We start from the raw sequence: 15,133 nt of genomic DNA, 5'->3' as shown, positions 1-15,133 counted from the left end.
TCTTTCTCCTACAGTAGCATACTCCAAGGAATCTCGGAGTATGAAGAACCAGAAAGAAAAGAAGAGACCACAAAATTACGCCTCATACATCATTTTCTTCGTCATGCCACCATCAACTGTAAGATTAATACCTGTCACAAAGTTATTCATAGGGTTTGTTAAATAGAGACAAGCCTGTGCAATATCTTCAGGCAGACCAACCCTTCCTGACAAATGCTGCGCATGATCGATTGGCCGTAGTGCCTCATAATCACCTGTTTCAATCCACCCAGGTGAAATACAATTCACAGTAATTTGATCTGGCCCTAAAGATCGCGCTAAAGCATGTGTTAATGCGATGATCCCTCCCTTTGTAGCCGCATAAGCTTCTGTATGAGGCTCTGACATTTCAGCTCGCGTGGAGGCCAGCGAAACAATGGAACCACCCTTTGCATTATGCCGCATCACTTTTGCAGCCTCTCTGGCACAGAAAAAGGAACCCGTTAAATTCGTCTGCAACAAATCCTGCCACTCATCAAACGTCACCTCGTAAGGAGATTGATGCTGGAACTTCCCAGCATTATTAATTAAAATATGAATGGTTCCATAATGCTCCACAGCCTGCTGCATCAAATGAATGATATCCTGTTCCTTTGTCACATCCGTTGGAACAAATAATGCAGAGTAGCCTTGAGCAAGCATATCCTGTTCTAACTGTTGACCTAAGCCTGCATTCAAATCAGCAATCACCACTTTTGCACCTTGTTGTGCATATGCAAGCGTAATACCCTTACCAATCCCTTGTGCACCACCTGTGACAATAACGACTAAATCTTTAAACATCCACAAACCTCCTACTTTTGTATCGCCAATAGTGTAGCAAATATTTTGCTATCCGTCCTGTTAAGAGGGTGAAGAAATGGTATAATGGATGCTGTAGCAACATATGATAAAAAATATGAGGCAAACCTTGCCTGCATAGTAAAATTAATGTTGACATTATGCTATAAAGTACATATAATAAATATTGTCCTTCCTATGATATACATAAGAAATGACATCATGTCTCAGTAGCTCAGCAGGATAGAGCAACGGCCTTCTAAGCCGTCGGTCGGGGGTTCGAATCCCTCCTGGGACGTCCATAACAAATCAAAGGTTAATTTTTAACCAAATTGAAAAGCGCTTGAAACCTTGTGAATACTGGGTTTTGAGCGTTTTTTGCTTTTTATAGATATTTTGAAAATAGCATAGAATAACATATAAAAAATAAATTAGGTAAACAAAATGTAAACATGGTGAATAAAGAAATTAAGATGAATAAACATTAATCGCTATTTCTTCATCTCGTTCTTCCATTTCTTTTAATACGTGCGAATAGTGATCAAGTGTTGTTTGAATATCTGAATGTCCTAAACGTTTAGAAACAGAATGAATATTAGCTCCTTTATAAATTAAGACACTCGCATGTGTGTGTCGTAAACCATGAATGGAGATATGTTCGATTTCTAATGCATCTAGGGTTTTTCTTAATAATTTATTTGCACCTTCATTTGTTACTGTTTTAATGGAAGATTGTCTATAAAAAACCAAATTGTTTTCATTTTCAGGTACCGCCAAAATTAGCTTCTTAAATTCATTCATAACTTTCTTATCAATAGAGATTTTTCTTTCAGATTGTTCATTTTTTAATGGTCCAAAACCAGTTCCTCTTTTGTAGTCCCACGCTCTATAAACCTTTGTTTGATTCGTTTTAAAATCGAAACAATCTGTGGTTAGTCCTGTCAGTTCACCAAATCGTAATCCTGATACAAGTCCTAATAAAATTAAATGGTAAGTACTTGTAGAAGGCGATAAACGATTAAATAACTCCTTGTATAATTTGACGCTATCATTATAGTTCAGATGTTTATCTTCACTCTTTATAGCACTATTAGTTAAATGCCGTGACTACATCAAAATTCGAGACATTGGATTGTGCCAGCATTGCCTAAATGAAAAGCGAATCACAGTCGGGGTTCTTGTCGACCACATCGTGCCATTAACTGCCGACTGGACCAAGAGATTAGATGAAGACAACTTACAATTACTTTGTCAATCGTGTCACAACAGAAAGACGACTGAGGATGTACAGAAATACGGTAAGAAATAGGATAGCCCCCCTCTATTCCAATTTAGTTGGGTGAAGCGCCCTACACCGGCTGCCCGATTTCTTCGCAGAAAAATCCGTTTTTGAATATTTTTTCTGGAAGGCTAAGGAAAGAGAAAGTGAGGTGATAGTATGGCAGGTCGAAATAAGCAGCCATTGCAGGGGATTCTAGGGAATGGACGCTCTAACCATTTGACAAAAGATGAGATAAAAAAGCGGCAGTACGTGATTATATTCCACAAGCAGTTGATAAAAAGTTGATCGATAAATCTTGGTTGGAGAAATTCGATAACGGAACCATGACAAGTGGTGATTTTGAAGGATTGAAGATTATCATTGCTCAACGTAGTGCTTAATAGTAAAGGCCAGGCACTCATTTCAAAGTGAGTACCTGGGCTTTTTTTGTTTATTCATCATACGGTCTATACTTCTTTCGGAGTAATTCAAGTTCTTCTTTTTTCTCTAATAGCATGCTTTTTAAAAACATTTTAGGCTGCTCTTTAACGGCTATTAACTTTCCGTCTTTAACTAATTTTCCAAGACGTACTTTGGATATATCTAAAATTTCAATTGCTTCAGCTGCAGATAACAATTCTTCATTTAAGAATTCAAGTAGTTCCTCAGTTGATTTAAATTTGTACTCCATTTTACTACCTCGCTTTTATCATAAATAGAATTAGTCTTATGATGTGAATTAAAATTGTGAATCCATACAGTGTGATTAATACATAATCTAAAGTTGATGGATTTTGAAAATCAACGTATGTGAGTATTATGACTGTGCTGGCTAATATTAAAGCAACATTTGCATAACCAAATCTTTTAAGCATTTTTTTCATACATGTAAGTGGATGTGATATAATTTGATTGAGAAGGAGGGGCTAACCTCCTTCCAGTGTTATTTGCGACGTTTCTTCTTTGCGGGGGAGCGTCGCTTTTTCTTTTTTCCTTGTGTCATGTCGTAAATGTCTTTCAAGCCTGATGTGATGGCTTTGAATGTTGTTGCGACAAGTGCGACTGTTGCAAGGATTTTTTCAAATTCATCCACTCTTGTTCACCTCCTTTCTATACTTTTATTTATACTATATCTATTCAATAAAGTAAATAGATTTATGTATGTTATTTTACTCTTTTGCTAAAAATTTTCATAAAAAAATCAGATGCTCAATTGAGAACCTGATCTTTTACGTTGTGACGAATGTTTAAATTGTTATGGCCCACAAATTGAGAAACAAGTGTGTTTCTTGAAATTTTCTTTTACCCAATGATCAATTCTTTTAAAAAATCGCAGGAATTGGGTATCCGCTGTATTATTTAATGAACATGCATTGATGGCTATTTGATTCCATTGTTCTTGATTAACTGAGTTTGGACCAAAGTAATTAAAATCTGCTAATACTTCTTCTATAAATAAATATAAAAAATCAAAGTCTTCTGTTGTTAAATAAATATAAGAGTCATGCCAATGTTCGTTCTCAAAATCACCTTGCATAAATTCAAAAACATCACGCCTTCCATTTAAATTATCTAAAGTGTTTATTTTCATTATTTATTTCTCCAAAGTAGGGTTAAGTTATTCTAGGGTAGAAAGTGAATTTAAGTCACCTAAATCTGTAACAACTGCTTTTTCTTCGCGTCAAACTCATCTTGCGTTAAAATCCCATCATTTAATAAATCTTTCAATTCTCGAATTTCATCGGCTACATCAAACATGTCCTTTTCCTGTTTACCTGCAGGTGCAGTTGACGTTTTAGCCATTGCTTTAAGGTTCTCAATCCCACTTTTTATTTCTAATGCGATATGCGCTGGCACATCGTCAATGATTGCTTTGTTTCCAGTAGATACGATTTCGATAGTAGAGTAAACAAGCTTATTAGAAATGTTAATACTGCTAATTGATGATAAAGGAATGCTTCTTTCATCGTTTGAAACGATGCCTTTGATTTCATGTAATAAAATGCGTTTGTCAGTTACATAAAGCTGTTTGATGCCTTTAACGGATGCACATACAGCTAGTAGTGTTTCACCTTGTTCAGTTAGTCAATCATCAAATATTTGAATTTGTTTAGCCATTGCTTTCTTCTTACCAAAGCCAGCAAATTTGATTGTTTCAGCGATAGTGTCCATATCATGCACCTCCAACAGATTTTAACTTTAGATTATTTTATTTTTTTAATTACTTCATTCATTTGTTCTTCATTAGATTTTACAGCTTCACTATCAACAGTATCGACACCGCGATATGTATATTTCATGTTCTGGAAGTAGTCAAAAGCAAAGTCCTTTAATGCACCTTCACTATTTTTCTCTACATAATAAGATTTAAAAATGTTAGATAACATGCGTTCATGGTTATCAATTTCACTTAGGTAGTTACCTGATTTATAGTCATCAACAATGTATGTTGAAAATTCCTTAATTTCTGCTTCTGTTGCTTTATACTCCATTAATAATTTTTCAAGAGCATAAAATTTATCAGCAGCGCTATCAGAATTCGAAGCCAATTTTGTGATTTCATCCTGCCATTTTGGTGTTTCCGCAGTAACCGTCTTTTCATTAGCTTTTTGTTCACTTGCTGGAACTTCCTCTTTAGGTGCAGCTTTTTCTTCTCCACATGCACCTAGTCCAAGACTTAACAATAATGCAGCACTAAATACTAATTTCTTCATTTTGTAAATTCCTCCCTCTATATTTCCATTTTAGGAAACAGAGAGACAAATGTACATATAAAAAACAGACAACGATGTTAGTTATCTGCTTTATATTTTACGACCATCTTCTAATACAAAATTTGCTTCGTATTTAACTCCCAATACTTCTGCAATTAGGTTTAATTCTTTCTCGTTGAAATTGTCTCGTTTTAATTTGTTGGAAATGTTGGGTTGAGAAGTACCCATTTTTTCAGCTAGCTCAGAAAGCGTTAAGTCTTTTTCTACCATAAGCATCTTTATTTTTTTAGCCATCCCCATATGAACACCTTCTTTCGTTTATTCTTCTTATAACTATAATACACCAAATGATAATTAAAAATAAATAAAATATCACTAAAAAATTATAAAATACTTTAAATTATAACTTTTTGATTATATATTATCATTAATTAGTTATAAAAAATAATGAAAGCGAGGTGAAAACGATGGCATTTGAATATTTAGCAACATATAAAACATTTGAATCAGTAACAGACAGGGACACAGCTGTAGAGAACCACATTGCTGCTCATTATTATGATTTAACGGAATCAGAACGTGCCATCGTTTTCAAGCTTGCTAGTCACGCTTTGGAGCATCCAGGAGCTTGACACCTGAAAGCTGCCACTATTGCTGCAGCATTGGAGATCAGCGCAAAGACAGTTTATCGGAGCGTTAAAAAGTTAGAGGATTTAGGCATCATCGAAAAAGTACCAGGAACGAAATTAAACGGCATCAAAGGGGCTAGTATTTATCGCATTTTACCTTATGTCCCATCGAGCGTGTTCAAACGAGAGACAGTCGATGAAGCTAGTAATGACAAGGTTTGTCCTACACAATCTGAAAACCAACCATCTAGTTCTTTTAATCTTTTAAGTTCTAAACAAGCAAATAATATTATGAGTCTTGGCAATGAATTAGCTTTGCAAGCTGAAAAGAAAAAGGAATACATGAACGAGTACCAGGTGATGCTGTACGATTTCATGCACTCACTGCCTTTACGAGAGGATCTTAAAGACGAACTACACAAGGTTGTATTAGCTACTCAGGTTCAAAATGCACCTGACTTTATAAAAGCTAAGAACGTGCTATTTAAAATCGCTATGGATATTAAAGAAGGTATTTTAACAGTCACAAGTACATTAAGAGCAGTATTTGTAGGGGCGTTTAATAAGGCTGTAGAGCGTTCAAATAAGAAGTTGACTAATTCATCATCTATAGAAGAAACAACTAATAGAGAGCGTCCAGTACCTTTCTATAATTGGTTAAAGGAAAGGAGTATGGTTTTTAAACAATATTAATTCCTGCATTTGCATCGCCAATAATAACGTCAATATCAACATTACCAGTTGTCGATGAAATATAAAATGCCATTATTAAACTATCACCCACATTTACCTGTACTGGTGGAGTATTAGCTGATGCAAAAGTTATTTGTCCAGTTGGATCAGGGCCTGTTATAGGAGGAGCTAAATCAATGCTGGCACTTGTGCCAGTAAAAATATTACTACCTTTAGGTGCAAGGAAAATTTGAGCTCGAATTGTCACAGACCCATCAAAGATAACCCCAGTTATTGTCGTAAATGTTGCTGAAATTGCTGTAATTTTACCAGCGCGTGAAACTACAAAGGCTTCAGTTAAAAAGTTAGTTAAATCAATTGAATTATTTACAATAGGTACAAAGTTACTAGCAGTACCGAATCCTAACATGCTTCCATCTATGTCCCCAAAAATATCCTCAAATACAGATAACGAGATTCCAGAAGAAAATGGAATTATAGAGCCTGTAGCAGCAATGGAATTGTTTATACATTGGGTATCATGAGCCGTAAATGTCCCAAACTTATCATATTTAAATGTTGGAGATTCATTATTACACTTATAATTATTCATAAGACGGATTTCTCCTTTTTGTCTTTATCATATGTAGTAAAGGATAGGGGAACAAAGGCGATAAACTACACTTATGAAAATTTATCCTAATCATAGTAAACCAAATAATAACTGGCTGAATGAGCGTGATAGTCGTTCGGATATATGTAGTAGAACAAACCTAGAAAACTGGCTGAAATGGTGAAAGGAGAAATAGTAGTCCGAATGAAAATAATATGAAGTATTTTAAATTACATTTAGATTAGTTGAATAATTTTGTTTAATTATTGTTAAACAATTGGGCTATTTAATTGAAAAGTTACCTGAATTGCAGAGGTTTTTGATAAAATTTGATTATTAAAGAATTGGGAGGATTATATGGACTTCATATACATAATAATAATTTTATCTATAGTATTCAGTATTTTAGTTTATTTATCTCAAGCACGTCAGAAAAAAAAGATCAGAGAGCAAATTTTTGAATTAGCAAATAATACCTTGGAGTTAACTCCTGTAGAGTTTTTTGAAATGCGAAATAAAAGTTTCGGTGGAAGAGGAAAAGCTTTGTATTCCAATAATTATAACTTTGCAGGAGTGTATATATTACATAATAAATCCAAAAGTTTGTATTATGTAGGACAAGGAAAGGAAATTTTAAATAGAGTAAATAGTCATTTCACTGGAAAAGGTAATGGGGATGTCTATGCAGATTACAAATATGGTGATGATTGGACAATTAAAATGATAGCCCTTGAAAATTCTAGCTTTAACACTTTGAATGAATTAGAAAGGCATGCAATTGAAACCTATGAATCTTATGAAAGGGGATATAATAAAAATAGAGGAAATACTAAGTAACTTACATTAAAGGGTATCGTAAATGTATTAAATAAGAAAAGACCACTCCGTGATGGGTGGTCTAAAAAACTTAGGTAAACAAAAGGTAAACATTGTAGTTAGTAACCGTTGATATAACAGTGTTTAGGTATGTCCTCCTGGGACGTCTTAAGGTTCAGATAGATTAAGTTTGAACCAAATGAAAAGCGCTTCAAATCCTTTAATATAAAGGGTTTGAGGCGCTTTTCCTTTTTTTGAGAATATGTTAGAAAAGGATAGAAAATGAAAAGTTTCTACACAAGAAAAAGTATTACTAAGTCGTTTTGTAACTGTTATTGCACTAAGGGCAAAAAGTTAGATGGGCAGACTTAGAATTCTGAGTGAGAGCCTTCACAATTTTTGTGATGGCTCTTTTTATTGAGACTATTTATTCAACCAGATGTACATGATATATATACAACGCCTGCGTCAATTGTTTTGAGATATGCTTTTCAATATAGGTAGCGATGTACTGCTTCTTTACGGTTTCAATTTGCGAATAACCAAAAAGTTTTCCGAAGTATCGCCTCTTTTTATTATAATTCACTAAAATCCTTTAATGATTTGATACAACCTCTCCACAGCATCAACAATATCTTTTTCATCGATAGTTGCGAATCCGACAATGATCTCAATTTTATTTTTAATGTGGTATTTATTTTTCAGCATAAACCGTCTCATTGAATAAATCTCCAGCTTCCTTTGGATGGCCATTGCTTTAATTTCTTCGTAGGTTTTATTTGTTTTAAATCTTGCTAGAAAATGTAATCCAGCTGAAACATCCTTTATTTGAATGTCGTCACCAAATCGAAGATATAATTCTTTAATAATCAGATCTCTTTTCATTTCATAAAGTAGATTCATTCTTTTAACATGTCGATCGTAATAACCTTGTTCGATGAAATAGTGTAAGGCGAATAGACCCAGAGAATTACTACCTTGTATTAAGTTTGAAAATTGCTGCCGATATTCTTTCAATAATTTAGGTGGTAGTACCATATAACTAATTCGAACTCCTGGAAACATCGTTTTAGAAAATGTACCGATATAGATGACACGTTGATTAGTGTCCAAGCTTTGTAATGAAGGTATATTATCAGTTTTGTACTTAAATTCACTATCATAATCATCTTCAACTATATAGCGATTCTGTGTTTGTATAGACCAATTTAGAAGCTCTATGCGCCTGGAGATGGGCATAATAATACCAGTTGGAAACTGATGTGATGGGGTAACAAAAAGGAACTTTGCCCCTGAAGACTCAACCTTCTCGATATCGATTCCTTTATCATCTAATTCAATAGTTAATACATTGCTCGTAATAATTTTTAACATCGTATATAACCGGGAATAACCCGGATCTTCTACAGCAACTATTGGATTGCCTTCCTGCATGCTAATAAGATTCCTGATTAAGGTTTGGGTACTATCACCAAAGACAATTTGCTCGGGTTCACAAATCACACCGCGAGATAATGCAATCAATCTAGAGAGGGTTTTTCGCACTAAATAAGGCCCCTGTGGATGGACGATTTCTGCAAGATCATTTTGGTGATTATGGATAGCTATACGTTGGCATTTCATCCATTCATTAAAAGGGAAAACCGAGATATCCGACGTCATATGTGAGAGGGATAGCCAACCATCTTCTTTTCTAAAGTCTTCTTTTAAATCCTTCGGGAATATGTTTATATTTTTATTGTTTTTAACTAATTTAGTTATATTTTCTACATAATACCCTTTTCTTTCTAAAGAATAGATATACCCTTCTGCTAAAAGCTGCTCGTATGCATTTGTTACCGAATTAACGCTAACTTTCAACATGTCAGCTAACTTTCTTTTTGATGGTAATTTTTCATTAGGTAGAAGTGCACCTGATAATATTTGTTCTTTTATTCCAATGCAAATTTGTTGATAAATATGTATATCATCACCAGTTATATCTGATTTTAGAAAAAACATTTAATTCCTTCTTTCTGTATCTGGTACCTTGTAATATTGATTTCTGATACTTTTCATTGTATCAGATAATTTGCATAATTACAGTATCTTGTAATGAAGGAGAGAATAATTGTGTATTTAAGAAATAATTTAACTGAAGAATTACAGAATAAAAGAAAAAAGTTTGTACCTAAAGGTGTTAGTAATGGAAATCTAAACATAGCACACCATGCGTTTGGGGCTACAATTACGGATGTCAATCAGAATAAATGGATAGACTTTGCGAGTGCAATTGGCACGTTGAATGTGGGGCATAGTCATCCGAAAGTGACTGCTGCAGTGAATTCACAAGTTGAAAAATTCTTGCATCCTGGTTTTAATGTAATGATGTACGAAGGGTATATTAATCTAGCAGAAAAACTATGTGAGCTCGTACCAGGGGATTTTGAAAAACAGGCAATTTTATTCAATTCTGGTGCAGAAGCTGTTGAGAATGCTGTTAAGATTTCTAGAAAGTATACAGGAAGACAAGCAGTTGTATCATTTGTACGTGGATTCCACGGACGTACGAATATGACAATGGGAATGACAAGTAAGGTTAAGCCTTATAAATTTGGATTTGGCCCTTTCCCATCTGAAATTTATCAAGCTCCTTATCCATATCTGTATCACAAACCAAGTGAAATGTCGGATGAAGCATATGTTGATAGAGTAATTCAAGAGTTCAAAGACTTCTTTATTGCGACAGTAGCTCCAGAAACAGTTGCGTGTGTTGTAATGGAACCCGTACAAGGAGAAGGTGGCTTTGTAATTCCACCAAAGAAATTTGTGGAAGCTGTAAGTGTTTTCTGCAAAGAGCATGGGATTGTTTTTATAGCAGACGAAATTCAAACTGGGTTTGGTAGAACCGGAAAAATGTTTGCAATGGAACACTTTGGAATTGCTGCAGATATTACAACAGTTTCGAAATCTTTAGCGGCAGGACTACCTTTAAGTGGTGTTGTCGGTAGAACGGAGATATTAAATGCCGCAGCCCCTGGTGAATTAGGAGGTACATATGCAGGAAGTCCAGTTGCGTGTGCTGCTGCACTAGCTGTCATCGATATTATTGAAGAAGAGAATCTTCTTATTAAATCTGAAGATATGGGGGGAAAAATCGAGTCCAAATTGCATGAACTGGCTGAACGACATTCGTTCGTAGGAGAAATCCGTCGTTTGGGATCTATGGTTGCAGTAGAAATCGTAAATAATTGTAACGAAAAAGTACCCGATAAAGAGAAAACAGCTGAAATTGTTAAGTATGCAAATGCAAATGGGCTGTTGTTATTGTCTGCAGGTTTAAACGGAAATGTCATTCGTTTCTTAGCTCCACTTGTCATTACGGATGAAGAGCTTGATAAAGGATTGGCTATCTTGGAAGTTGCTTTTAATTAAATCGAACAAAGGAAGTGCCGCGATATGGAAACATTGAAAATAATGAATCCAGCTACAGGTGAGATATTAAAGGAAATAAGTTGTCATACAGAACAAGAAATTAAGTTAATATTGGAAAATGGTCAAACCGGTTTTAAGAAATGGGCGAAAGTAAATGCACATGAACGTTCTAGATTATTAAAGGATTGGGCAAGAAAAATCCAAGAACATAAGGCAGAGCTTGCTGAAATCATTACGAAAGAGAATGGAAAACCTCTTAGTGAAGCTGTTGGTGAAATTAATTATGCAACTAGCTATATTGATTGGTATGCGGAAGAAGCTGTACGTATTTACGGACGAACAATCCCAGCATCTTCTGAAACAAAACGAATCGTAGTTAGCCGTCAACCAATAGGTATGGTTGCTGCTATTACGCCTTGGAATTTCCCTGCGGCTATGATGACGAGAAAGGCAGCGCCTGCTTTAGCTGCTGGTTGTTCATTTGTTGTGAAACCGGCAGAAGAAACACCATTAACAACGATGCGACTGATAGAACTTGCACATGAAGTTGGTATTCCAACTGATGTTATCCAATATGTAAACGGTCAAGGTCCAGTTGTTGGGAAGTTATTTACGGATAGTGAATTTATACGCAAAATTACGTTTACTGGTTCAACCCCTGTTGGAAAAGTGTTAATGAAGAATAGTGCAGAAACAGTTAAGCATCTCACTATGGAACTTGGTGGACATGCACCACTAATTATTGTTGAGGATGCTGATTTAGACTATGCAGTCAGTCAAACGATTATTTCTAAATTTAGGAACGCTGGACAAACATGTGTCTGTGCAAACCGTATTCTTGTAGATGAGAACGTTATCGAGGCCTTCTCTGAAAAGTTAACTGCAGCAGTAAATAAATTGACAGTAGGAAATGGGATGGATACTAACGTGGATATTGGCCCGATTATCAATGAAAAAGGCTTTAATAAAATTGTTGCTCAAGTCGAAGATGCGGTAGCAAAAGGTGCGGAAGTGCTAACAGGAAACAAATACGATGTGAATAAAGAACAAAGTTCCTTTTTTGTATATCCTACAGTATTGAAAAATATCGATGCAAGTATGGCTATTATGCAAGAAGAAACATTTGGTCCCATTGCACCAATTATCAGTTTCAAAACTATCGAAGAAGCTGTTGAAATTGCTAATAGCACACCGTATGGTTTAGCAGCGTATTTCTTTACCAATGATTATCGAGTTGGTATGTACCTACATGATCACTTGGATTTCGGAATTATTGGATGGAATGACGGAGCTCCGTCTGCTGCTCACAGTCCTTTTGGGGGAATGAAGGAAAGTGGTCTTGGACGAGAAGGTGGTATTGAAGGTATTGAACCTTACTTGGAAACAAAGTATCTATCCATTGGTAACTTAGTGTAATGGTAGATTCACAGATTAATTGATTACCTCAACTATCTGAGTACAAATGTTTGGAAGTATAAAGTGAATTTCCGTTAACGTACGTTTAAATTAGTTAAGTGATTAGTCTAGAGGAGGATACTTGTGAAAACAATTTTGAAACATGCTAATGTCATTGACGGAGTATCGAAGGAAGCCATTTCATCTTTAAATATTATTATTGAAGACGAGATAATTATAGAAATGACAAATGAACCTGTAGAAACTACTAAAAATGATATTGTCATAGATTGCTCAACTCAGTATGTAATGCCAGGATTGATAGATGCACATGTTCATTTAATTTGGAATGGAAGTGCAGAAGATGAATTTATTATGCATGACCAAGATGATAGTTTTATCGCTTTAAAAGCTTATCGCAATGCGTTAAGAACATTATCATTAGGAATTACATCAGTTCGTGATGTTGGCTCGATCCACAGAACAATAATTGAATTACGTAATACGATTAATCAAGGATTGCTTTTGGGACCAACTATTATTTGTTGTGGTGAAGCTTTATCAATGACTGGTGGACATGTGTATCATATTTGTAAAGAAATTGACGGTCCACATGAAGCAAGAAAAGCAACAAGACAATTGTTTAAAGATGGCGCTGATTTTATAAAGGTAATGGCAACCGGTGGAATGACAACTTTTGGAGAAGAACCAGGTTCATCTCAGTTAACGAAATCTGAGTTGCAAGCTGTTGTCGAAGAAGCAAAAAAACGTAATAGAAAAGTTGCTGCCCATACAGGGGGACTAGAAGGAATTTTAACTTGCTTAGAAGTTAAAATAGATACGATTGAACATGGTATTTACGCAAATGAAGTAGCTTTACGTCAAATGAAAGAACAAGGAACTTATTTAATCCCGACTTTGGAAGTATACAAACGTCTAGCATATGATGAACGTGTCCCGGAATGGGTTCGAATTAAATCTGAAAAAGTGTTAGATCCACATCGCAGTATGATGAAAATTGCAATTGACCTCGGTGTGAAAATAGTTACTGGTACGGATGCGGGATCTTCAGTAACTGGACCTGACGCTTACTTTGATGAATTGCTTTTTATGGAGGATGTCGGAATGACACCAATGCAAGTGATTCAAGCTTCTACAAGGGTAGCTGCAGAGTGTCTGGATCTTAAAGACCGAGGTGTAATAGCAGTAGGAAGGAAAGCAGACCTTCTTATATTACCAAGTAATCCACTAGATGATTTAAGTGTATTGTCAAAAAAGAAAAAAGTTCTAAAAAACGGTAAAACAGTGAACGATTGCTTAATGGATTATTAATTCCATTAAGCAATCTTTAAAATGATAACGTATTCATTTTATCAATTAATCAATCTCTTCAAAAAATTTCAATGTCTCTTCACAATAAACCTAAAGAAATGGGGTTTTTCTTATTATCACTACAACTATGAAAAATAATAGGGAAATTCGTAAATCAGTTTTCGCTGGAAGTATTGGGAATATCGTTGAATGGTTTGACTATAGTATTTATGCTTATTTTGCAACTTTTATTGCAGCTAATGTTTTTATAACAGATGATTCATTATCCAGTCTTTTGCAAACGTTCGCAACATTTGCTGTTGGATTTTTAATGCGACCAGTTGGTGCACTTGTGATTGGACGTTACGGTGATAAAGTGGGAAGGAAGAAAGCTCTTTCTTTAACGATATTTATAATGACTTTCGCGACATTTTTAATGGGTGTGATTCCAAGTCATGAAGTAATCGGTATTTGGGCTCCAATTTTACTCGTATTCGCAAGACTATCTCAAGGTTTTTCTGCTGGTGGAGAATATGGTGCAGCAGCCTCTTATATAGTTGAATCAGCAAATAAACAATCTCGCGGATTTTGGGGTAGTTTCCAAGAAGTAAGTGTTTCAATCGGTTCATTAAGTGGGGTTATTTTATTTGTCATATTAACGACAACAATGCCTGCTCCAATGTTAGAAGCATGGGGATGGAGAATTCCCTTCATTCTTTCGGGAGTGCTTGGAATAGCTGGACTTTATATTCGTCGTAATGCGAGCGAATCTACACAGTTTGAGCAAGCGAAACAAAACGAAGTTAAATCTATAGAAAATATTTTTGTACTATTCAGAAAATACAAAAAACATATGCTAACAGGGATTGGCTTTACGATCTTTTGGACGGTATCATATTATGGGTTACTAACTTTTATTCCCTCTTATTTAACTGGAGTTCTCGGATTACCAAATAATGTGTCTTTAATTGCGAAAATTATCGCACCTTTAATCATTTTATTTTTTGTACCGATTTTCGGATATATTTCTGACCGAGTGGGTCGCAAGCCACTGCTCTTAACGTCATCGATATCACTAGGGATTTTAATTTATCCTCTTTTCCAAATGATTGCTTCAGGAAACTCAGTTTTGATTGTTATTGCTATGATTATCTATGCTCTTTTAATTGCCATTTATTCAGGACCTGGTGTTGCTACTGTTGTAGAGATTTTTCCAGTGAAAGTTCGACATAGTACACTTTCTTTTAGTTATAACGTAGCTGTTGCTTGTTTTGGAGGAACTGCACCATTTATTTCGACTTATCTAATTCAAAAAACAAATATGAGTATAGCACCTTCTTTTTATATTATTTTTAGTGCGATTATCACGACGATCGTTCTTTATAATATGAAAATTGACCATTCTTCAAAAGAGGATTAATATTCTTTCCTTTCATCAGCAAAGAATCTGCCTCCATTTAGCTATGTTATAAATTTTTTACATAATATT

General features: G+C 35.0%; 18 protein-coding genes, 1 tRNA gene and 2 pseudogenes. 10 read left to right on the top strand and 11 right to left on the bottom strand.

The features are described from left to right. Positions 1-75 precede the first annotated feature (75 nt). On the bottom strand, positions 76-822 hold the full coding sequence (locus HCH28_RS10720; RefSeq protein WP_221680935.1) for an SDR family NAD(P)-dependent oxidoreductase: 747 nt from the start codon (positions 820-822) through the stop codon (positions 76-78). 221 nt (positions 823-1,043) lie between these two features. Between HCH28_RS10720 and HCH28_RS10715 the strand changes: the two genes are divergently transcribed. Then, positions 1,044-1,117 (top strand) — tRNA-Arg (locus HCH28_RS10715). A gap of 170 nt (positions 1,118-1,287) precedes the next feature. On the opposite strand, the gene HCH28_RS10710 is transcribed toward HCH28_RS10715, so the two are convergent. Further along, a complete protein-coding gene (locus HCH28_RS10710; RefSeq protein ID WP_221681090.1) occupies positions 1,288-1,881 on the bottom strand; it encodes a site-specific integrase in 594 nt (197 codons plus the stop codon). A 70-nt stretch (positions 1,882-1,951) separates the two neighbouring features. Between HCH28_RS10710 and HCH28_RS10705 the strand changes: the two genes are divergently transcribed. Further along, positions 1,952-2,128, top strand: a complete 177-nt coding sequence (locus HCH28_RS10705; RefSeq protein WP_255601162.1) for an HNH endonuclease signature motif containing protein — start codon at positions 1,952-1,954, stop codon at positions 2,126-2,128. Between the two features lie 129 nt (positions 2,129-2,257). After that, positions 2,258-2,347: pseudogene (locus HCH28_RS25430) on the top strand (phage terminase small subunit P27 family); the annotation flags it as partial. 184 nt (positions 2,348-2,531) lie between these two features. Here the strand turns inward: HCH28_RS25430 and HCH28_RS10700 are convergent. The 7 genes and pseudogenes from HCH28_RS10700 to HCH28_RS10675 all read right to left on the bottom strand — a co-directional run bounded on the left by HCH28_RS10700 (position 2,532) and on the right by HCH28_RS10675 (position 5,094). Then, positions 2,532-2,771, bottom strand: a complete 240-nt coding sequence (locus HCH28_RS10700; protein WP_221680934.1) for a DNA-binding protein — start codon at positions 2,769-2,771, stop codon at positions 2,532-2,534. Positions 2,772-3,023: 252 nt separating this feature from the next. Beyond that, on the bottom strand, positions 3,024-3,173 hold the full coding sequence (locus tag HCH28_RS10695) for a hypothetical protein (protein ID WP_221680933.1): 150 nt from the start codon (positions 3,171-3,173) through the stop codon (positions 3,024-3,026). 162 nt (positions 3,174-3,335) lie between these two features. Then, on the bottom strand, positions 3,336-3,671 hold the full coding sequence (locus tag HCH28_RS10690) for a hypothetical protein (RefSeq protein ID WP_221680932.1): 336 nt from the start codon (positions 3,669-3,671) through the stop codon (positions 3,336-3,338). 59 nt (positions 3,672-3,730) lie between these two features. Continuing rightward, positions 3,731-3,883 carry an SHOCT domain-containing protein gene (locus HCH28_RS10685; protein WP_221680931.1) on the bottom strand — a complete coding sequence of 51 codons (153 nt, stop codon included), beginning with the start codon at positions 3,881-3,883 and terminating at the stop codon, positions 3,731-3,733. Between the two features lie 69 nt (positions 3,884-3,952). Then, positions 3,953-4,132, bottom strand: a pseudogene (locus HCH28_RS25425) (PH domain-containing protein); the annotation flags it as partial. Between the two features lie 152 nt (positions 4,133-4,284). Next, entirely contained in the window at positions 4,285-4,794 is a 510-nt protein-coding gene (locus HCH28_RS10680) for a hypothetical protein (RefSeq protein ID WP_221680930.1), read from the bottom strand. Between the two features lie 90 nt (positions 4,795-4,884). Next, positions 4,885-5,094 (bottom strand): helix-turn-helix transcriptional regulator, encoded by a 210-nt coding sequence (locus HCH28_RS10675; RefSeq protein ID WP_112117178.1) that lies wholly within the window; start codon positions 5,092-5,094, stop codon positions 4,885-4,887. A 167-nt stretch (positions 5,095-5,261) separates the two neighbouring features. On the opposite strand from HCH28_RS10675, the gene HCH28_RS10670 reads away from it, so the two are divergent. Both HCH28_RS10670 and HCH28_RS10665 read left to right on the top strand, forming a co-directional pair. Then, positions 5,262-5,426, top strand: coding sequence for a hypothetical protein (locus HCH28_RS10670; protein WP_221680929.1), 165 nt, complete (start codon positions 5,262-5,264; stop codon positions 5,424-5,426). A gap of 3 nt (positions 5,427-5,429) precedes the next feature. After that, the gene (locus HCH28_RS10665) at positions 5,430-6,116 is read left to right on the top strand and encodes a helix-turn-helix domain-containing protein (RefSeq protein ID WP_221681088.1); all 687 of its coding nucleotides are present in this window, start codon (positions 5,430-5,432) and stop codon (positions 6,114-6,116) included. On the opposite strand, the gene HCH28_RS10660 is transcribed toward HCH28_RS10665, so the two are convergent. Next, on the bottom strand, positions 6,103-6,708 hold the full coding sequence (locus tag HCH28_RS10660) for a hypothetical protein (protein ID WP_221680928.1): 606 nt from the start codon (positions 6,706-6,708) through the stop codon (positions 6,103-6,105). The two genes, HCH28_RS10665 and HCH28_RS10660, sit on opposite strands and share 14 nt — an antisense overlap. 357 nt (positions 6,709-7,065) lie before the next feature. On the opposite strand from HCH28_RS10660, the gene HCH28_RS10655 reads away from it, so the two are divergent. Then, positions 7,066-7,545, top strand: a complete 480-nt coding sequence (locus HCH28_RS10655) for a GIY-YIG nuclease family protein (protein ID WP_221680927.1) — start codon at positions 7,066-7,068, stop codon at positions 7,543-7,545. A 564-nt stretch (positions 7,546-8,109) separates the two neighbouring features. Here HCH28_RS10655 and gabR read toward each other — a convergent pair. After that, positions 8,110-9,525, bottom strand: a complete 1,416-nt coding sequence (gene gabR, locus HCH28_RS10650; protein ID WP_221680926.1) for a MocR-like transcriptional regulator GabR — start codon at positions 9,523-9,525, stop codon at positions 8,110-8,112. A 111-nt stretch (positions 9,526-9,636) separates the two neighbouring features. On the opposite strand from gabR, the gene gabT reads away from it, so the two are divergent. The 4 genes from gabT (at position 9,637) to HCH28_RS10630 (ending at position 15,064) form a co-directional block, all read left to right on the top strand. Continuing rightward, positions 9,637-10,938: a 4-aminobutyrate--2-oxoglutarate transaminase gene (gene gabT / locus HCH28_RS10645; protein WP_257520290.1), complete on the top strand. Its 1,302-nt coding sequence runs from the start codon at positions 9,637-9,639 to the stop codon at positions 10,936-10,938. 24 nt (positions 10,939-10,962) lie between these two features. Beyond that, positions 10,963-12,354: an NAD-dependent succinate-semialdehyde dehydrogenase gene (locus tag HCH28_RS10640; RefSeq protein WP_221680924.1), complete on the top strand. Its 1,392-nt coding sequence runs from the start codon at positions 10,963-10,965 to the stop codon at positions 12,352-12,354. A gap of 123 nt (positions 12,355-12,477) precedes the next feature. After that, on the top strand, positions 12,478-13,665 hold the full coding sequence (locus tag HCH28_RS10635) for a metal-dependent hydrolase family protein (protein ID WP_337976895.1): 1,188 nt from the start codon (positions 12,478-12,480) through the stop codon (positions 13,663-13,665). Between the two features lie 127 nt (positions 13,666-13,792). After that, positions 13,793-15,064, top strand: coding sequence for an MFS transporter (locus tag HCH28_RS10630; protein ID WP_221680923.1), 1,272 nt, complete (start codon positions 13,793-13,795; stop codon positions 15,062-15,064). The last annotated feature ends 69 nt before the right edge of the window (positions 15,065-15,133 follow it).

The sequence above is a fragment of the Lysinibacillus sp. K60 genome, from assembly GCF_019731275.1.
Lineage (GTDB): Bacteria > Bacillota > Bacilli > Bacillales_A > Planococcaceae > Lysinibacillus > Lysinibacillus capsici.
The sequence above is the reverse complement of the archived record's forward strand: the minus strand, read 5'-3'. Positions and strand labels throughout refer to the sequence as shown.